Genomic DNA, 17,615 nt, shown 5'->3' with positions numbered 1-17,615 from the left:
CTCTCAGCCCGCCTTGGCAGCCTTCTTGGCCGGAGCCTTTTTGACCGTTGCCTTTTTGGCAGCGGTCTTTTTAGCAGCCGTTTTCTTGGGCGCGGCCTTCTTCGTGGCGGCCTTCTTGGCAGCCGGTGCCTTGGCTGCCGCCTTCTTGGCCGGAGCCTTGCGGCCGCGGGCGGATTTCTTCGACGGGCCTGCCGCGCGGCGGGCCTTCAGAAGCTCGACAGCCTCAGCCAGCGTCACCGCTTCCGCGGCCATGGCCCGCGGCAGGGTCGCATTGGTCTCGCCGTCGGTGACATAGGGCCCGAAGCGGCCGGCCTTCACCACGATTGGCTTGCCCGATTCCGGGTCCTCGCCGAGAGGACGGCCGGGGTCGGCCGCGCCGCGGCGGTTGCCCCCACCGCTCTCCTTGGCGACGATCAGATCGATGGCTCGGTTCGCGCCGATCTCCAGCACGTCGTCGCCTGCCCCAAGATTGGCGTAGGTCTTGCCGTGCTGAACATAAGGTCCGTAGCGGCCGATGCTCGCGAGGATCGGCTCGCCCGATTCCGGATGCGTCGCCACCTGACGCGGGAGCGCCAGCAGCTTGAGGGCCTTCTCCAGATCGACCTGCGCCGGGCTGAGCCCCTTCGGCAGGGACGAGCGCTTCGGCTTCTCGCCTTCGCCGAGCTGGACGAAGGGGCCGAAACGGCCGTCACGCAGGGTGACTGTCTCGCCGGTCTCGGGATCCGTGCCCAAGACCTTCACGCCCGGCTGGCCGCCATTCTCGGACGAGCCTTCGCCATCGCCCTCGACGCCGGTGGCGGCGAGCTGGCGGGTATACTTGCATTCGGGATAGTTCGAGCAGCCGATGAAGGAGCCGAACTTGCCGAGCTTGAGCGAAAGCTGGCCGGTGCCGCAGGTCGGGCAGGTGCGCGGATTGGAGCCGTCACCCTTGTCCGGGAAGATGTGCGGGCCGAGGAGCTCGTTCAACGCATCGAGCACCTCCGTCATGCGCAGCTCCTTCGTCTCGCCGATGGCGGCTGAGAAGTCGCGCCAGAAGTCGCGCATCACCTGCTTCCAGTCGATCTCGTTGTTCGAGACCCGGTCGAGCTGCTCCTCGAGATCGGCCGTGAAGTCGTATTCCACGTAGCGAAGGAAGAAGCTTTCCAGGAAGGCCGTGACGATGCGGCCCTTGTCCTCGGGCACGAGCCGCTTCTTCTCGATCTTCACGTATTCGCGGTCGCGCAGGGTCTGCAGCACCGCGGCATAGGTCGAGGGACGGCCGATGCCGAGCTCTTCCATGCGCTTGACGAGCGAGGCTTCGGAATAGCGCGGCGGCGGCTCGGTGAAGTGCTGGGTCGCAGCGATACGGCGCCGCTCCAGGGGATCGCCGGCCTTCATAGGGGGCAGGCGGCCCTCGTCCTCGTCCGCCTCGTCGTCCTTGCTCTCGTTGTAGAGCGTGAGGAAGCCGTCGAACTTGATCACCTGGCCGGTGGCGCGAAGGTCGAGCTTGCGCGGGCCGACCTGGGCCGCGATGTCGGCCGTGGTGCGCTCGAGCTCGGCCGATTCCATCTGGCTGGCGATGGTGCGGGTCCAGATCAGGTCGTAGAGACGGGCCTGCTCGGGCTCCAGATACTTCGCCACGTATTTCGGCAGGCGGCTCATATCCGTCGGGCGGATGGCCTCGTGGGCCTCCTGCGCGTTCTTGGCCTTGGTCGAGTACTTGCGCGGCGCGCCCGGCACGTAGCGGTCGCCGTATTCCTTGCCGATGACCCGGCGGGCGGCCTGCACCGCCTCCGGCGCCATGTCGACGCCGTCGGTACGCATATAGGTAATGAGACCGACCGTCTCGCCGCCGATGTCGACGCCCTCATAGAGCCGCTGCGCGATGCGCATGGTCTGGGCGGGGGCAAGGCCGAGCTTGCGCGAGGCCTCCTGCTGCAGGGTCGAGGTGGTGAAGGGCGGGTAGGGGTGGCGCTTGGCGGGCTTCGCCTCGATCTTCTCGACCGAGAAGGTCGCGAGTTCCAGGTCCTTCTTGAAGGCCTCGGCGTCCTTGCCGTTGCCGATGTCGAGGCGCGTGATCTTCTTGCCGTCGGCGCCGACGAGGCGCGCGTCGAACACGCCGCCGTCCTTTGTGGCGAGGGTGGCGATCAGGGACCAGTATTCGCGCGGCTTGAAGGTCTCGATCTCTAGCTCGCGGTCGCAGACGAGGCGCAGCGCCACCGACTGTACGCGGCCGGCCGAGCGGGCTCCCGGCAGCTTGCGCCAGAGGACGGGGGAAAGGGTGAAGCCGACGAGGTAGTCCAGAGCCCGGCGGGCAAGATAGGCATCGACCAGGGCCTGATCGATCTGGCGCGGCTGGCGCAGGGCCGCCTGCACGGCATCCTTGGTGATGGCGTTGAATGTCACGCGCTCGACCGGCAGATCCTTCAGGACGCGCTTTTCGCGCAGCGCCTCCAGCACGTGCCAGGAAATGGCTTCGCCTTCGCGATCCGGGTCGGTGGCGAGGATGAGCTTTTCGGCGCCCTTGATCGCCTTGGCGATATCGGAGACCCGCTTCGAGCCCCTGTCCTCGAGCGTCCAGATCATGCGGAAGTCGGCATCCGGGTCGACCGAACCATCCTTGGCGGGCAGATCGCGGATATGCCCGAAGGAGGCCAGGACCTCGTAATCCTTGCCGAGATATTTGTTGATCGTCTTGGCCTTGGCAGGCGACTCGACGACGAGGACTTTCATGAACGACTTCCTAAAAGCGGGGACAGGCGAACGCCCCGTTGCCAGGGCGAAGGCGGCGATTGGTCCCAGACCGCCGCAGGGCGGGAATAAGTGGTTGATGATTGGCGACAAGTCAAATCGGACTTATCCGGCCTTTTGCTATATGGCCACGAAGGCGCGCTCCAGCAAGGGATTCACGGCCTCCCCGAGATCGTTGGCCCCGGCCATCCGGGAGGGGGTGGCGAGCCGGGTCAGGGCGTAGGCCTCGGCAATCTCGGCCGGGCCGGAGCGGGCGAGAGCCGCCGTGGCGGCCAGGGCGAAAAGCCTTTCCGCGATGAAACGCGCCCGCGCCTCGGCCTCCGGCGAGTGAAGCGCCATGACGATGTCCCGGGCCGCATCGGATGCGCCCGGCAGGTCCCGGACATCCGCCATGAGGCGCTCCAGCACCGAGGCCGCCACCTCCGGCTCGCGCGTCTCGGCGCGCAGGATGTCGAGGGCGATCACGTTGCCCGAGCCCTCCCAGATCGCGTTGACCGGGGCCTCGCGGTAGAGCCGGGGCAGGGCGCTTTCTTCCACATAGCCATTGCCGCCGAGGCACTCCATGCCCTCGTAGAGGAGGCGCGGCGCCGCCTTGCAGATGCCGAACTTGGCGGCGGGCGTGACGAGCCGGGCATAGGCGGCCTCGTGGGTGTCGGCCTGCTGGTCGAAGCTATGGGCAGCCCGAAGGGCGAGCGCCGTCATGGCTTCGCTCTCCAGGGCGAGATCCGCCAGGACCACCCGCATGGCGGGCTGGTCGATCAGCTTCTTCTGAAACACGCTGCGGTGCCGGGCATGGTGCAGGCTAAGCGCCAGCCCCATCCGGATCAGGCCCGCGGAAGCGACCGCGCAATCGAGGCGGGTCAGCTGCACCATCTCGATGATGGTGCGTATCCCACGGCCTTCCTCGCCGATCCTCCAGGCGAAGGCATCCTCGAACTCGACCTCGGAGGAGGCGTTCGAGCGGTTGCCGAGCTTGTCCTTGAGCCTTTGCAGGCGAAGGGCGTTCAGCACACCCTCAGGGCGGAAGCGGGGCAGGAGGAAGCAGGTTAGCCCGCCGGGCGCCTGGGCGAGCACGAGGAAGGCATCGCACATCGGGGCCGACATGAACCATTTGTGCCCGGTCAGCGCATATTCGTCCCCCGCCTTCGGGACCGCCCGCGTGGTGTTGGCGCGGACATCCGTGCCGCCCTGCTTCTCCGTCATCCCCATGCCGAGGGTGACGGCCGTTTTCTCCCAGAACGGGATGAAGCGCGAATCGTATTCCCGCGACCGGATCTTCGGCAGCCATTCAGCGAGACGGTTCGGAGCGGCTGCGAGGGCCGCCACCGAGGCATGGGTCATGGTGATCGGGCAGACATGGCCGCTTTCGACGCCGGACGCCGTGTAGAGCCGCGCCGCCCGCGCGAGATGGGCATGGCCGGTTGCCGGCTCGTCCCAGGTCGAGGCATGCAAGCCGTCTTCCATGCTCGCCCGCATGAGCACGTGATAGGAGGGGTGGAACTCAACCGCGTCGATCCGGTATCCGCGCGCATCGTGGGTGCGCAGCTTCGGCGGGTTCTCGTTGGCGAGCCGGCCGATATCGAGCCGCTCCGCCGATCCCCAGGCCGCGCCGAAGGCGATCAGCCCCTCCGCCTCCGGATCGCCGCCGCCGGCTTTCAGCGCGTCCAGCAGCGGCTGGTTGGTCGCGACGAGGTTCACGTCACCGAGCGGCGGCGTCTGGTTGAAGACCTCGTGCGTGTCATGGCTCGGCGACATGGCGCGATCCTCGTCGGTGCGGTCCTCCATCGGAAATAGGATTCCCTCCCCCTTGCGGGGAGGGGTAGGGGTGGGGGTGCAGCGAGGTACGAGGCTTCCGAACGAGGCGCAACTCACCTCTCCCCGCCGGGGAGAGGTGAGACGGTAGCAGTCGCGATGCTTTATCGATGACACTCCGAGTTTCGACTTTTCGACCCCCACCCTCGATCCCTCCCCGCAAGGGGGAGGGAAGAAAGTGGCCGAGAAACTCGGCTTGCCGCGATTTCCCAGACCGCCTATAGCCATCGCTTTAAGATGATTGACGCCCCCCGATCCGTTTTTCCGCACCGGCATCTCCTCGGCATCGAGGGGCTGTCTCCCCTGGACATTCAGGCGCTTCTCGACCTCGCCGACAGCCAAGTCGAGGTGAGCCGGCAGATCGAGAAGAGAAAGTCGACCCTCCGGGGCCGGACCCAGATCAACCTCTTCTTCGAAGCCTCCACCCGCACGCAATCCTCCTTCGAGATCGCCGGCAAGCGCCTTGGCGCCGACGTGATGAACATGCAGGTCGGCTCGTCCTCGGTGAAGAAGGGCGAGACGCTGATCGACACGGCGGTGACGCTGAACGCCATGCGGCCGGATATCATCGTCGTGCGCCATCATTCGGCCGGCGCGGTGCATCTGCTCGCGCAGAAGGTCGATTGCTCGGTGGTCAATGCCGGCGACGGCGCGCACGAGCATCCGACCCAGGCGCTCCTCGATGCGCTCACCATCCGCCGCAACAAGGGCCGCATCGAAGGCCTCACCGTCGCGATCTGCGGCGACATCCTGCATTCGCGCGTGGCGCGCTCCAACATGATTCTGCTCGCGGCCATGGGCGCGCGGGTGCGGCTCGTGGCACCCTCCACCCTGTTGCCGCCCGGCATCGCGCGCCTCGGCTTCGAGACCTTTACGAGCATGAAGGAGGGCTTGAAGGACGCGGACATCGTCATGATGCTGCGCCTGCAGCGCGAGCGCATGAACGGGTCCTTCGTGCCCTCCGTGAAGGAGTATTTCCGCTTCTACGGCCTCGACCAGGAAAAGCTCGCCTTCGCCAAGCCCGATGCGCTCGTGATGCATCCGGGGCCGATGAACCGCGGCGTCGAGATTTCATCCGACGTCGCCGACGGTGCGCAATCGCTCATCCGCGAACAGGTCGAAATGGGCGTCGCCGTGCGCATGGCGGTGCTGGAGGCTCTGGCGAGCCATCTGCCGAACAGGTGAGAGGCGTCATGAGCAACCAACCCATCCTCTTCAAGAACGCCCGCCTCATCGACCCCGCCAGCGGCCGCGAGGAGCGCGGCGGGGTGCTGGTGCGCGATGGCGTGATCGCAGCGGTCGGGCCGCAGCTCACGCAGGCCGCCGACGCGCAGGTGATCGATTGCGGCGGGCAGGTGCTGAGCCCCGGCCTCATCGACATGCGCGCCTTCATCGGCGAGCCGGGCGGGCCCTATCGCGAGACGCTCAAGAGCGCCGGCGAGGCGGCTGCGGCCGGCGGCGTGACGACCGTGGTCTCGATGCCCGATACCAGCCCCGCGCTCGACGATCCGGCTGTGATCGACTTCATCGTGCGCCGCGCCCGCGATACCTCGATCGTCAACATCCGCCCGGCCGCCGCCCTGACCAAGGGGCTGGAAGGCCAGGAGATGGCCGAGATCGGCCGGCTCAAGGAGGCCGGCGCCATCGCGTTCACGGATGGCGCGCGCTCGGTGACGAATGCGCAGGTGATGCGCCGGGCACTCACCTATGCCCGCGATTTCGATGCGCTGATCGTCCACCATGTGGAGGATCCCGACCTCGTCGGGCAGGGCGTGATGAACGAGGGCGAGTTCGCCTCGCGGCTCGGGCTGCCCGGCATCCCGCGCGAGGCCGAGACCGTGATGCTGGAGCGCGACATGCGCCTCGTGCGGCTCACCGGCGGGCGCTATCACGCCGCCATGATTTCTTGCGCCGATTCGGCGGAGATCGTGCGTGCCGCCAAGGGACTAGGGCTGCCGGTCACCTGCGGCGTCTCCATCAATCACCTGTCGCTCAACGAGAACGACATCGGCGATTACCGCACCTTCCTGAAGCTCTCGCCGCCCTTGCGCCACGAGGACGACCGGCAGGCGATGATCGAGGCGCTGGTCGACGGCACCATCGACGTGATCGTCTCCGATCACAATCCACAGGATGTTGAGAACAAGCGTCTGCCCTTCGCCGAGGCCGCCAACGGTGCCGTCGGGCTCGAGACGTTGCTCTCGGCGGCCCTGCGCCTCGTTCACGAGGAGCGCATCTCCCTGCCGCGACTCCTCAATGCCCTGTCCACGCGGCCGGCCGAGATTCTCGGGCTTCCGGGCGGAAAGCTGAGCGTCGGCGCCCCGGCCGATCTTATCGTCTTCGATCCCGACGCTCCTTACGTGCTCGACAAGCGCGATCTCAGGTCCCTGTCCAAGAACTCCCCCTTCGACGAGGCCCGCCTGCAAGGGCAGGTCATGCTGACGATGGTGGCGGGCAGGGTGGTCTTTCAGCGCGATACGATGTAACGAGAAATCAATGTCCGACGAAGTCAATCTCCTGCATATGCTGGCCGCGCTCGTTTTCGGCTATCTCCTGGGCTCGATCCCCTTCGGCCTGATCTTCACCCGCATGGCGGGCTTAGGCGATGTGCGCAAGATCGGCTCGGGCAATATCGGCGCCACCAACGTGCTGCGCACGGGGCGTAAAGGCCTGGCGGCCGCGACCCTGGTGGCCGATGCCCTCAAGGGGACGATCCCCGTGCTGATCGCCGGTCTGTGGGGGCCTCAATTCGCCATCGTGGCCGGCCTCGGTGCCTTTCTCGGCCACCTTTTCCCGGTCTGGCTCGGGTTCAAGGGCGGCAAGGGCGTCGCCACCTTCATCGGCGTGCTGATCGGCCTCGAGCCGCTGGCGGCCCTGATCTGCTGCGTGATCTGGCTCGCTGTCGCCTTCGCCTTCAAATATTCCTCGCTGTCCTCCCTGGTCGCGAGTGCCGCGACGCCAATCGTCCTCTGGCTTCTGGGCGAGCCGGGCATGGCGGGCCTCGCCATCATCCTTGCGGCGCTGCTCTGGTGGAAGCACAGCCAGAACATCAGCCGCCTTCTTGCCGGGACCGAGGGCAAGATCGGCCAGAAGGGATAATCCATGATCCTGACGGATGAGCAGCGTCTCGACTGGCTCCGCCTCATCCGTTCAGAGAATGTGGGACCGAGGACCTTCCGCGCCCTGGTCAATCAGTATGGCGGCGCCGGCCCGGCCGTGGACGCCCTGCCGGAGCTTGCCCGCCGCGGCGGACGCCTGCTGCTGAAGGTCTGCAGCCGGGCGGAGGCCGAGAAGGAAATGGCCGCCGCCTTTCGTCTCGGCGTGCGCTTCGTCGCCATGGGCGAGCCGGATTATCCGAAGACCCTGCAGGCCATCGACACGGCGCCGCCGCTGATCGCGCTTCGCGGCAATGCCGAGGTGCTGGCGAAACCCTCCGTCGCCATCGTCGGATCGCGCAACGCCTCCGCCGCCGGCCTGACCTTTGCCGAACGCCTCGCGCGGCAGCTGGGCGAGGCCGGCTATGCGGTGGTGTCCGGGCTGGCGCGCGGCATCGACACCAGGGCGCACAAAGCAACGCTCGAAACCGGCACCGTTGCGGTCCTTGCCGGTGGCCATGACCGGATCTACCCCGCTCAGAACGAGCCGCTGCTCAACGCCATCGTCGAGCAGGGCGGGGCGGTGATCTCCGAGATGCCCATGGGCTGGGAGCCAAGGGGGCGGGATTTTCCGCGCCGGAACAGGATCGTTTCAGGTCTCTCCTACGGCGTCGTCGTCGTCGAGGCTGCACGGCGCTCCGGATCTCTCATCACCGCGCGTTTTGCCCTGGAGCAGGGACGGGAGGTTTTTGCCGTCCCCGGCTCGCCGCTCGATCCGCGCGCCGAAGGCACCAACGATCTCATTCGTGACGGCGCCACGCTCTGCGCCGGCATCGAGCATGTCACGACCGTGCTCGAACCCCTGATCGCCGCCGGCCCGCGCCTGGATCGGCAGGCCGAGGAGCCGCATCATGCGCTCGACTCCGAGGAGCTCTGGGACGAGCTCGACCTGCCGGACATTCTTCGAGCCCCGGTGCGGCCGGTGATGCCCGACGACGGAAGTGACGAGATTTCGGGCGCATCCGATCTCACGGCCTTCCTTGGACCCTCGCCTGTCGCCATCGACGATCTGGTCCGGCAATCGGGTCTTCCGATCCGCAGCGTGCAGATGGCGTTGCTGGAGCTCGAGATCGCCGGGCGCCTCGAGCGCCATGGCGGCAACGCGGTCTCGCTGATCGTGGTAGGCTGAGCAGCCTCAGCCGTCTTTCCCGCTCGACTGAACGACCCGGATCGCTTCGAGGCGGGCCATGTCGAGAAGATAGGCCAGAAGGTCGAGCTTCGCGTGGCGGGCGAGGAAAGCGAGTTCCGCCGAGAATTCCGCAACATATTGCGCCGTCTCCGCCGGCGACATCGCGTTTCGGGGCAGGCCCGCGTCCTTCACCGCCCGTGGCTCCTGGGGCGTCTGAACTTTCAGGGATTGGCGCGGGGCTTTCGTCATCGAGGGGCGACGCTGTCTCTTTGTTGCAATTCCCCTAGATAGCTATACAACCAAAAATAAAACAAGCAGATTCAACACTACTATAAATTGAAAATGATTTTGCGCCCGTCAACTCAGAAGGGAGATGAGCACAGGCATCGAGATCAGGGCGATCAGCGTCTGTAGGGTCAGGATCTCCGCCATGAGCCCGGCATTGCCGCCCATCTGCCGGGCGAGCACATAGGCCGCACTGGCCGAGGGCACCGATGCGGCGACGACCGTGACCACGAGATCGTCGCCGGTCACGCCGATGAGGCGAGCCAGGGTGACCGCCATGACCGGCATGAGCACGAGCTTCAGGACGGCCGCCAGGGCATGCGGCAGGCCGGGGCTTGCGAGCCTGCGGATGTCGAGGCCCGCGCCGACGATCAGCAGGCCCGATGCGAGTGCTGCCCGTCCCATGACGTCGATGTATCCGGCAATCGGCTTCGGCAGCGGCGGCATCAGCAGGTTGAGGGCAAGCCCGATGGCGCAGGACCAGATGAACGGATTGGCGATGAAGGAGCGCAGGATGTCCCAGGGGCTGCGCTGCGGCTGGCCGGCGAAGCGGATGAAGACGTAGAAGGCGAGAAGGTTGAGAAGCGGCACCATGGCGGCGATGGCGACCGCGATCAGGGCGATGCCGCGCTGCCCGAACAGGCTGCCCGCGACCGCGAGGCCGACGAAGGTGTTCCAGCGCGTCGCGCCCTGAAAGATCGAGGTGAAGCTCGGACCGTCGATGCCGAACTGCCGCTCCAGGACCGGCCTCATCGCCAGCACCAGAACCGCCATGGTCAGGATCGAGCCGACCAGCGCGCCGCCGACGCCGAGCACCGGCACGGACGAGAGGTCGGCGCGCGACAGGGTGTCGATGATCAGGGCCGGAAAGAAGATCACGTAGGTGACGCGCTCCAGCCCCGCCCATTGCGGCTCGCTCACGAATTTCGTGGCGCGGCAGAGCCAGCCGGTGGCGATGATCAGGAAGGTCGGGATCAGGCTGGCGAAGATGGCGGACATGAAGAGCCGGTCAGGGGGAAGGTCGTATCGATCGCTTAGGATGGATCGGGGTGCTCGACAAGCGCCGGTTAAGCTTGCATTGGAATTCTGTTCGCCTGCTCCACTTGTTCTGTTCCGTCCCCCGAGGCCCCATGATCCAGGTCACCAACTCCATCGCGATCGACGAAGCGGAGCTTCAGGAGAGCTTCATCCGCGCGTCCGGTCCCGGCGGTCAGAACGTCAACAAGGTCGAAACTGCGGTCCAGCTGCGCTTCGACGTGCGCAATTCGCCGTCTCTGCCGGATTACGTAAAGGACAAGCTCGAAAGGCTCGCCGGCAAAAGGCTTACCAATGACGGCGTGCTGGTCATCACCGCCCAGCGTTTCCGCATGCAGGAGCGCAACCGCGAGGATGCCGTGGCACGTCTCGTCGAGCTGATCCGGCAGGCGACCGAGCGGCCGAAGCCCCGCCGACCCACGCGGCCGACCCTCGCCTCGAAGAAGCGCCGGCTGGAGGCAAAGGGGCGCCGCGCCGAGATCAAGAAGGGCCGCAGCGGCAAGCCCGGATACGATTGAACCTACCCCTGCAGCACGATGCCGTCATAGCCCATCAGGTCGGCGAAGACCGCGAAGATGACCCCGAGTGCGACGAGGGTCAGGCCGGTCAGGAAATACCGGATCGAGCGGTTGTAGCGCTTGAGCTCAAGGGATGTGACGAGCAGCAGGTCCGCGAGCGACTTGACCTGCAGGCCGAGGCCGACGGTGATCAGGGCGACCGAGATGAGATCGGTTGCGCTCCATTCCCCGGGCAGGGCTGACCAGCGGCTGAGGAAGCCGAGGGAGAAGCCGACGACGACGCCGATGGCGGTGATGGAGCCATTGCGGAACGTGGAATCTATGCGCTTGTCCGCGTCGCTCCCGCCGGGTCCAACAGCATCCTTCGCCATCGTCAGGCTCCACTCAAAGTTCGACCCGTAAGGGGTGTCAGCGATAGTATTCAAACCTTGGCGCCGAGGCTGCCGCAGGCGCCACCTCTCCCCGGTGGGGAGAGGTCGAGCGCAGCGAGGGTGAGGGGGTACAGGTCTACCCGGTGAGGGCGTAACCCCTCACCCGCGCCTCCGGCGCGACCTCTCCCTCAAGGAGAGGTGTGCCCGCGCACCGCCTTCATCCGTGATCGCTCACATCCCCATCTTTAATCTCTTGCCACAAAGAGGAGGAACGCAACTGCACTCTAATTCGAACGATGAACCAGACTTCCGAGCAAGTCAGGAGCCTCACAACCCGGCGCGATCCTACCTTAGTTCCCCGCTGCCCGTTTGGCTCCTCACTCCGAGGGAGGATAGGAGTGCTCGCCACCCTTGAAGTCCGACACGGTGTAGCATCCGCCCGTCTCACGGATCGCCTCGGGTCCGATCACGGCCTTTCCATGCCCGCCGGGAATATCGAGGATATAGGCAGGCTGGCAGAGCCCCGAGATCCGCCCGCGCAGGCCCGCGACGAGGGCGCGGCCTTCCTCGATCGAAAGGCGGAAATGGCTCGTGCCGGGGGCGAGATCGGGATGGTGGAGGTAATACGGCTTGATGCGCGTCTCGACGAAGGTGCGCATCAGCGCGGCGAGAATGTCCGGATCGTCGTTGACGCCCTTCAGGAGCACCGACTGGCTGATCATGACGATGCCGGAATCGACGAGCCGGGCGCAGGCTGCACGGGCATCCGCCGTCAGCTCGCGGGGATGATTGGCGTGGAGCGCCACATAAGCCGTCTTGCCGCTCGCCTTGAGGGCCGTGATCAGGTTCGCGTCGACCCGCTCCGGCTCGACCACGGGAACGCGGGTGTGGAACCGGACGATCTTCACGTGATCGATGGCGGAGAGCCGCTGCATGATCTCGGTAAGGCGACGGGGCGAGAGGACCAGCGGATCGCCGCCCGTGAGGATGACTTCCCAGATCTCCGGACGGCTCGCGATATAGGCGAAGGCCTTGTCCATCGCTTCTGGAGAGAGGGTGCCGAGCCCCTGCGGCCCCACCATCTCGCGACGGAAGCAGAAGCGGCAATAGACCGGGCAGACATGCACGGCCTTGAGCAGAACCCGGTCCGGATAGCGGTGGACGATACCCTCGACCGGCGAGTGCGCGAGATCGCCGATGGGATCGGCGCGTTCCTCCGGTCGGATTGTCAGCTCGGCCGCGTCCGGCACGAATTGGCGGGCGATGGGATCGTTCGCGTCCGCCTTGTCGATCAGCGCAGCCATGGCCGGGGTGATGGCCATGGCATAGCGCTCGGCGACTGCCTCGATCCCGGCGAGTTCTTCGGGGGCGACGAGGCCGGCCTCGACGAGCTCGGCCGGCGTGCGGATGGGGCGGATCGCGTTCACCGGCCCGTCTCCGGCACCGGGGCCCAGATCACCTGGTCGATGCGGGACGCGCCGGTGGCGAGCATGACCAGCCGGTCGAAGCCGAGGGCGATGCCACTCGCCTCGGGCATCTGCGCCAGCGCTGCCAAAAAGTCCTCATCCACTGGGTAGCTTTCTCCATAGACCCGCATCTTTTCCGCCATCTCGGCCTCGAAACGGCGGCGCTGCTCGTCGGCGTCGGTCAGTTCGCCGAAGGCATTGGCGAGTTCGACGCCGCAGGCATAGAGCTCGAAGCGCTCGGCCACGCGTGGATCGTGAGCAGTCGGGCGGGCGAGGGCCGCTTCCGCGACCGGGTATTCGTCGAGGATCGTGGCGCGGCCGAGGCCGAGATTGGGCTCGACCCGCTCCACGATGACGCGGCTGAACAGGTCCGACCAGGTATCGTCTTCCGCCACCCGCAGGCCCGCCGCCTTCAGGCTCACGGCGAGATGGTCCCGGTCGGTCGCGCCGCTCCGGTCAATCGAGGCGAGAAGATCGATGCCGGCGAAGCGCCGAAACGCCTCGGCCACGCTCAGGCGCTCGGGCTCCTGGAAGGGATCGGTCTCGCGGCCACGGAAGGCGAGGGTGCGGGTGCCTGCCGTCTCGGCCGCCAATCCTAGGATCTCACCGCAATCCTTCATCAGTCTCTCGTAGCCCTCGCCCGCCCGATACCATTCGAGCATGGTGAATTCCGGGTGGTGCAGGGGGCCGCGCTCTCGGTTGCGGTAGACGTGGGCGAAGCAGGTGATCCGGGACTCCCCGGCCGCCAGGAGCTTCTTGCAGGCGAATTCGGGCGAGGTGTGGAGGTAGAGGGGTGCTCTCGCCCCGTCGAGGCCGATGGCCTCGGTCGCAAAGGCGTGCAGATGCGCCTCGTTGCCCGGCGAAATCTGGAGCGTGGCCGTATCGACCTCGACGAAATCCCTCTCCGCGAAGAAGCGCCGCAGGGCCGCCTGGAGCCGGTTCCGCCCGATCAGAAAGGGGCGCCGGTCGGCATGGACATGCGGCGTCCACCAGGGGGAGAGAGCGGGTGCGGGCATATCCATTCCAAAGGGTTCATTAAGGTCGGGCTGGCGATTTCCACGCAGATAGGCTACTTGCGGCTCCGAAAATGTTTTCGGCGCCACTGGGGGCGGGACGACCCGACCCCCGCGACGCGCCCCTATCTGTCACAAGGAACGCCTCCCGTGAAGGTCATCGCCTCTACGCTCCGCAAAGGCAATGTCGTCGAGATCGACAGCAAGCTCTATGTGGTCCTCACCGCCCAGAACATCCACCCCGGCAAGGGCACCCCGGTCACCCAGCTCGACATGCGCCGCATCTCCGACGGGGTGAAGGTCTCCGAGCGCTACCGCACCACCGAGCAGGTCGAGCGCGCCTTCGTGGAAGACCGCGAGCACACCTTCCTCTACGAGGACGGCGAGGGCTTCCACTTCATGAACCCGGAGACCTACGACCAGCTGGTCGTGCCGGAGGACATCATCGGCGACCAGAAGCCCTATCTCCAGGAGAGCATGGCCGTGATGCTCTCGACCCATAACGGCGTTCCGATCGCCATCGAGCTGCCGGCCCGCGTGACCCTCGAGATCACCGAGACCGAGCCGGTCGTGAAGGGCCAGACGGCGTCCTCGTCCTACAAGCCGGCCATGCTGTCGAACGGCGTGCGCACCCTGGTGCCGCCCCATATCCAGGCCGGCACCCGCGTCGTGATCATGACGGAAGACGGCTCCTACGTGGAGCGTGCGAAGGACTGACCTCCTTACACTCCACCAGATAGCCTCACCCTGAGGAGGTCACGCGAGTGACCGTCTCGAAGGGCGAGGCGTCTCCAGCGCGCGCTGGAACCTCCTTCGAGACGCCTGCTTCCGCAGGCTCCTCAGGATGAGGTTGCGTGAGGGAAGCCCGGTAGGCGAGCCGGTGCGATGGCGCAACAATCCTTGCAGGGCAGGAGGTTTCGGTGGAGGCTCACCGGATTCCTGCCTTTTCTTATGTCCCGGAGTCGAACGGTTTCATGGCGAGCGGTCCTTCAAAATCCATCAATCCCCTCGTCGCCGATGTCGGCAGCCCTCCGATCCCGGAGGCGCAGGCCTGGACGAAGCGCTATGACGGCGCCTTCGGGCCGCTGATCAACCTGTCCCAGGCCGTGCCGGGCAATGCACCGGCTCCGGAGCTGCTGGAACGGATGGCTGCCATCGCCGGCGACGCCGGCGGCTCGCAATACGGGCCGATCAACGGCGATGCGCCGCTCAGGCAGGCCTACGCGGCCGAGCTCTCACGCCTGTACGAGGGCAGGATCGGGCCCGAGGACACTGCCGTGACGGCCGGCTGCAACATGGCCTTCTTCGTGGCAATGATGCTGCTCGCCCATCGCGGCGACGCGGTGCTGCTGCCCACGCCCTGGTACTTCAACCACCAGATGACCCTGGACATGCTGGGCATCGAGCCGCGTCCGCTGCCCTGCCGGGCGGAGAACGGATTCGTGCCGCGCATCGAGGATGCGGAGGCGCTGATCGACGACAAGGTGCGCGCCGTCGTCCTCGTGACGCCCAACAACCCGACCGGGGCCGTCTATCCGGCCCACGTGATCGAGAGCTTCGCGCAGCTCTGCCGAAAACGCGGCATTTATCTCGTGATCGACGAGACTTACCGGGACTTCCTGCCACAGGGCATGAACCGCGCCCACGGGCTTTTCGTTGGCGAGGAATGGCGCGACACGGTGATCCAGCTCTATTCCTTCTCGAAGTCCTACGCGATTCCGGGGCACCGCACCGGCGCGATTATGGCCGATGCCGGTCTGATCGAGCAGGCGGCCAAGATTCTCGACTGCATCCAGATCTGCGCCCCGCGGACGGCGCAGGGCGCGCTGCCCTGGGCCATCGACGGCTTGCGGGATTGGCGCGAGGCCAACCGGGCCGAGATCAACGGGCGTGCACAGGTTTTTCAGGACGCTCTCGCGCCGCTGCCGGAATGGAAGATCGAGTCCGTCGGCGCCTATTTCGCCTATCTGCGCCATCCCTTCCCGGACGCCGGGGCACAGCAGGTGGCCGAGAAGCTGGCGACGGAACGCGGCGTGCTGTGCCTCCCCGGAAGCTATTTCGGCCCCGGCCAGGAGGGACACTTGCGCGTCGCCATCGCAAATGTCGGCGCCGATGTCCTGAGCGGCCTCACGGAGCGCTTCCGCAGCCTGACGCTCTGATACCTCTTCGGGCGAAGCGCCACATTCTGCGATGCCTGCCCTTGGCAGGATGGCGGCGCGATGGTTACTCTTCACGCAACAGGACATCCATCCGGATGCTCGGGGAATCGTTTTGAACGTCAAGGCCGACGTAACAGCAGCTGACGACGACAGGGTCGCCGAACCGCTTCACGGCTCGGCAAACGGATCGTCATGGGGTGCCGACCGTCGGGAATCTCCGCCGCGGCCCGATGTGAGACGGCGTCCGTCGCGCGGCTACGCGGCGCTCGACCTCGGCACGAACAATTGCCGTCTTCTCATTGCCGAGCCTGCGCATTTCGGATTTCGCGTCGTCGATGCATTTTCGCGCATCGTCCGGCTGGGCGAGGGATTGGGTCTCGGCAACCGTCTCAGCGACGATGCGATCGGGCGCACCATCGACGCGCTTCGCGTCTGCCGCGAGAAGATGATCTCCAAGGATGTGCGGCGTGCGCGTCTCGTCGCCACCGAGGCCTGCCGTCTCGCCGAGAACGGCCCGGCCTTCATCGACCGCGTGCGAAACGAGCTCGATCTCGAACTGGAGATCGTCGACCGCAAGACGGAAGCCTATCTTGCCGTCACGGGCTGCGCGTCACTCGTCGATCCGAAGGCGCATTCGGTCATCGTCTTCGATATCGGCGGCGGCTCGACCGAGATCGCGTGGCTCGACGGTCAGGCGCCGCATGCCTTCGCCGATCCCTGCAAGCGCATCCGCGCGTGGGACTCGCTGCCCGTCGGCGTGGTGACGCTGGCCGAGCGCCACGGCGGCATCGACGTGACGCCGGAAACCTTCGAGGGCATGGTCGAGGAGGTCTCCGAACTCCTGCTCGATTTCGCCCTCGTGGCGGCCCAGGCCGGGCGCGCGCACAATTTCCACCTGCTTGGGACCTCGGGAACCGTCACCACCGTCGGCGGGATTCACCTGGGGCTTGCGCGCTATGACCGGCGCCGGGTCGACGGGATGTGGATGCGCAACGGCGAGATCTCGACGGTGATGCAGCGCCTGCTGCATTCCGATTTCTCGCAGCGCGCCGAGAACCCCTGCATCGGCAAGGATCGCGCCGATCTGGTTCTCGCCGGCTGCGCCATCTTGGAAGCGATCCGGCGGGCTTTTCCCTCGGAGCGCCTGCGCATCGCGGATCGCGGACTGCGCGAAGGAATTTTGATGAACATGATGCGCGAGGATTCCGTGTGGCGGGGAGGCGGCCAGCGGTGAGTGCCAAATCCGGTTCCGGCGTCCGCAATCTCAAGCAGCGCGTGAAAACCGCCCACAAGCGGTCGCTGTCGTCGCAGAAATGGCTCGAGCGCCAGCTCAACGATCCTTACGTTGCCCGCGCGAAGCGCGAAGGCTACCGCTCGCGTGCTGCCTTCAAGCTGATCGAGATCGACGACAAATATCACATCCTCAAACCCGGCCAGCGCGTAGTCGATCTCGGCGCCGCGCCCGGCGGCTGGTCGCAGATCGCGGCCAAGAAGGTGGGTGCGAAGGGCAAGGTCGTCGGTATCGACCTGCTGCCCATCGATCCGATGCCGGGGGTGGAGTTCATCGAGCTCGACTTCCTCGACGAGAGCGCGCCGGGCAAGCTGATCGAGATGCTCGGCGGTGAGGCCGACATCGTCATGTCCGACATGGCGGCCAACACCACCGGCCACAAGAAGACCGATCACCTGCGCATCATCGGCCTCGCTGAAGCGGCGATCTATTTCGCCCGTGAAATCCTCGCGCCGGGCGGCGTCTTCGTCGCCAAGGTGTTTCAGGGCGGAACGGAGAGCCAACTGCTGGCTGATCTCAAGCGCGATTTCGCCGTTGTGCGCCATGTGAAGCCCTCCGCGAGCCGGGCCGATTCGGCGGAACTCTACGTGCTGGCGACCGGTTTTCGGGGACGTTCAGGCGAAACACCCGAAGCCTGACGCTTTTGCGCGA

General features: G+C 66.3%; 16 protein-coding genes. 9 read left to right on the top strand and 7 right to left on the bottom strand.

Annotation, left to right across the window (positions count from 1 at the left end; genetic code table 11):
• Window positions 1-3: 3 nt before the first annotated feature.
• Both topA and JKL46_RS08570 read right to left on the bottom strand, forming a co-directional pair.
• Complete coding sequence (gene topA / locus JKL46_RS08575) at window positions 4-2,712, bottom strand: type I DNA topoisomerase (protein ID WP_201831871.1); 2,709 nt, start codon at window positions 2,710-2,712, stop codon at window positions 4-6.
• Window positions 2,713-2,850: 138 nt separating this feature from the next.
• A complete protein-coding gene (locus tag JKL46_RS08570; RefSeq protein ID WP_201832133.1) occupies window positions 2,851-4,485 on the bottom strand; it encodes an isovaleryl-CoA dehydrogenase in 1,635 nt (544 codons plus the stop codon).
• Between the two features lie 294 nt (window positions 4,486-4,779).
• On the opposite strand from JKL46_RS08570, the gene JKL46_RS08565 reads away from it, so the two are divergent.
• Genes JKL46_RS08565 through dprA form a run of 4 tightly spaced genes read left to right on the top strand, consistent with a single transcriptional unit; the run spans window position 4,780 to window position 8,826 of the window.
• Window positions 4,780-5,727, top strand: a complete 948-nt coding sequence (locus JKL46_RS08565) for an aspartate carbamoyltransferase catalytic subunit (RefSeq protein WP_201831869.1) — start codon at window positions 4,780-4,782, stop codon at window positions 5,725-5,727.
• 8 nt (window positions 5,728-5,735) lie between these two features.
• Window positions 5,736-7,028, top strand: coding sequence for a dihydroorotase (locus tag JKL46_RS08560; protein WP_201831868.1), 1,293 nt, complete (start codon window positions 5,736-5,738; stop codon window positions 7,026-7,028).
• A 10-nt stretch (window positions 7,029-7,038) separates the two neighbouring features.
• Window positions 7,039-7,641, top strand: coding sequence for a glycerol-3-phosphate 1-O-acyltransferase PlsY (gene plsY, locus JKL46_RS08555; protein ID WP_201831867.1), 603 nt, complete (start codon window positions 7,039-7,041; stop codon window positions 7,639-7,641).
• Window positions 7,642-7,644: 3 nt separating this feature from the next.
• Window positions 7,645-8,826 carry a DNA-processing protein DprA gene (gene dprA / locus JKL46_RS08550; RefSeq protein WP_201831866.1) on the top strand — a complete coding sequence of 394 codons (1,182 nt, stop codon included), beginning with the start codon at window positions 7,645-7,647 and terminating at the stop codon, window positions 8,824-8,826.
• 6 nt (window positions 8,827-8,832) lie between these two features.
• On the opposite strand, the gene JKL46_RS08545 is transcribed toward dprA, so the two are convergent.
• Together JKL46_RS08545 and JKL46_RS08540 are read right to left on the bottom strand one after the other, a co-directional pair.
• On the bottom strand, window positions 8,833-9,075 hold the full coding sequence (locus tag JKL46_RS08545) for a hypothetical protein (RefSeq protein WP_201832147.1): 243 nt from the start codon (window positions 9,073-9,075) through the stop codon (window positions 8,833-8,835).
• 108 nt (window positions 9,076-9,183) lie between these two features.
• Entirely contained in the window at window positions 9,184-10,110 is a 927-nt protein-coding gene (locus JKL46_RS08540) for an AEC family transporter (RefSeq protein WP_201831860.1), read from the bottom strand.
• 131 nt (window positions 10,111-10,241) lie between these two features.
• Here JKL46_RS08540 and arfB point away from each other — a divergent pair, with 131 nt between their 5' ends.
• Complete coding sequence (arfB, locus tag JKL46_RS08535; protein WP_201831858.1) at window positions 10,242-10,664, top strand: alternative ribosome rescue aminoacyl-tRNA hydrolase ArfB; 423 nt, start codon at window positions 10,242-10,244, stop codon at window positions 10,662-10,664.
• Between the two features lie 2 nt (window positions 10,665-10,666).
• Here arfB and JKL46_RS08530 read toward each other — a convergent pair whose 3' ends face one another.
• From JKL46_RS08530 to epmA, 3 genes are all read right to left on the bottom strand, one after another.
• Entirely contained in the window at window positions 10,667-11,035 is a 369-nt protein-coding gene (locus tag JKL46_RS08530) for a hypothetical protein (protein ID WP_201831856.1), read from the bottom strand.
• 377 nt (window positions 11,036-11,412) lie between these two features.
• Window positions 11,413-12,462: a lysine-2,3-aminomutase-like protein gene (locus tag JKL46_RS08525; RefSeq protein WP_201831855.1), complete on the bottom strand. Its 1,050-nt coding sequence runs from the start codon at window positions 12,460-12,462 to the stop codon at window positions 11,413-11,415.
• Complete coding sequence (gene epmA, locus JKL46_RS08520) at window positions 12,459-13,523, bottom strand: EF-P lysine aminoacylase EpmA (protein WP_201831854.1); 1,065 nt, start codon at window positions 13,521-13,523, stop codon at window positions 12,459-12,461. Before epmA ends, JKL46_RS08525 begins: the two co-directional genes overlap by 4 nt.
• A gap of 141 nt (window positions 13,524-13,664) precedes the next feature.
• Between epmA and efp the strand changes: the two genes are divergently transcribed.
• From efp to JKL46_RS08500, 4 genes are all read left to right on the top strand, one after another.
• Entirely contained in the window at window positions 13,665-14,231 is a 567-nt protein-coding gene (gene efp / locus JKL46_RS08515; RefSeq protein WP_201831853.1) for an elongation factor P, read from the top strand.
• 257 nt (window positions 14,232-14,488) lie between these two features.
• Entirely contained in the window at window positions 14,489-15,673 is a 1,185-nt protein-coding gene (locus JKL46_RS08510) for an aminotransferase (RefSeq protein WP_201831852.1), read from the top strand.
• A gap of 112 nt (window positions 15,674-15,785) precedes the next feature.
• The gene (locus JKL46_RS08505; protein ID WP_246529212.1) at window positions 15,786-16,907 is read left to right on the top strand and encodes a Ppx/GppA phosphatase family protein; all 1,122 of its coding nucleotides are present in this window, start codon (window positions 15,786-15,788) and stop codon (window positions 16,905-16,907) included.
• Window positions 16,904-17,602, top strand: a complete 699-nt coding sequence (locus tag JKL46_RS08500) for an SAM-dependent methyltransferase (RefSeq protein ID WP_201831851.1) — start codon at window positions 16,904-16,906, stop codon at window positions 17,600-17,602. Before JKL46_RS08505 ends, JKL46_RS08500 begins: the two co-directional genes overlap by 4 nt.
• Window positions 17,603-17,615 lie beyond the last annotated feature (13 nt).

The sequence above is a fragment of the Microvirga zambiensis WSM3693 genome, assembly GCF_016735695.1.
Lineage (GTDB): Bacteria > Pseudomonadota > Alphaproteobacteria > Rhizobiales > Beijerinckiaceae > Microvirga > Microvirga zambiensis.
The sequence above is the reverse complement of the archived record's forward strand: the minus strand, read 5'-3'. Positions and strand labels throughout refer to the sequence as shown.

What these genes read in the sequence shown, in the direction of transcription:
- topA (WP_201831871.1), bottom strand. Translation starts at nt 2,712, where the DNA reads ATGAAAGTCCTCGTCGTCGAGTCGCCTGCCAAGGCCAAGACGATCAAC.
- JKL46_RS08570 (WP_201832133.1), bottom strand. Translation starts at nt 4,485, where the DNA reads ATGTCGCCGAGCCATGACACGCACGAGGTCTTCAACCAGACGCCGCCG.
- JKL46_RS08565 (WP_201831869.1), top strand. Translation starts at nt 4,780, where the DNA reads ATGATTGACGCCCCCCGATCCGTTTTTCCGCACCGGCATCTCCTCGGC.
- JKL46_RS08560 (WP_201831868.1), top strand. Translation starts at nt 5,736, where the DNA reads ATGAGCAACCAACCCATCCTCTTCAAGAACGCCCGCCTCATCGACCCC.
- plsY (WP_201831867.1), top strand. Translation starts at nt 7,039, where the DNA reads ATGTCCGACGAAGTCAATCTCCTGCATATGCTGGCCGCGCTCGTTTTC.
- dprA (WP_201831866.1), top strand. Translation starts at nt 7,645, where the DNA reads ATGATCCTGACGGATGAGCAGCGTCTCGACTGGCTCCGCCTCATCCGT.
- JKL46_RS08545 (WP_201832147.1), bottom strand. Translation starts at nt 9,075, where the DNA reads ATGACGAAAGCCCCGCGCCAATCCCTGAAAGTTCAGACGCCCCAGGAG.
- JKL46_RS08540 (WP_201831860.1), bottom strand. Translation starts at nt 10,110, where the DNA reads ATGTCCGCCATCTTCGCCAGCCTGATCCCGACCTTCCTGATCATCGCC.
- arfB (WP_201831858.1), top strand. Translation starts at nt 10,242, where the DNA reads ATGATCCAGGTCACCAACTCCATCGCGATCGACGAAGCGGAGCTTCAG.
- JKL46_RS08530 (WP_201831856.1), bottom strand. Translation starts at nt 11,035, where the DNA reads ATGGCGAAGGATGCTGTTGGACCCGGCGGGAGCGACGCGGACAAGCGC.
- epmA (WP_201831854.1), bottom strand. Translation starts at nt 13,523, where the DNA reads ATGGATATGCCCGCACCCGCTCTCTCCCCCTGGTGGACGCCGCATGTC.
- JKL46_RS08510 (WP_201831852.1), top strand. Translation starts at nt 14,489, where the DNA reads ATGGCGAGCGGTCCTTCAAAATCCATCAATCCCCTCGTCGCCGATGTC.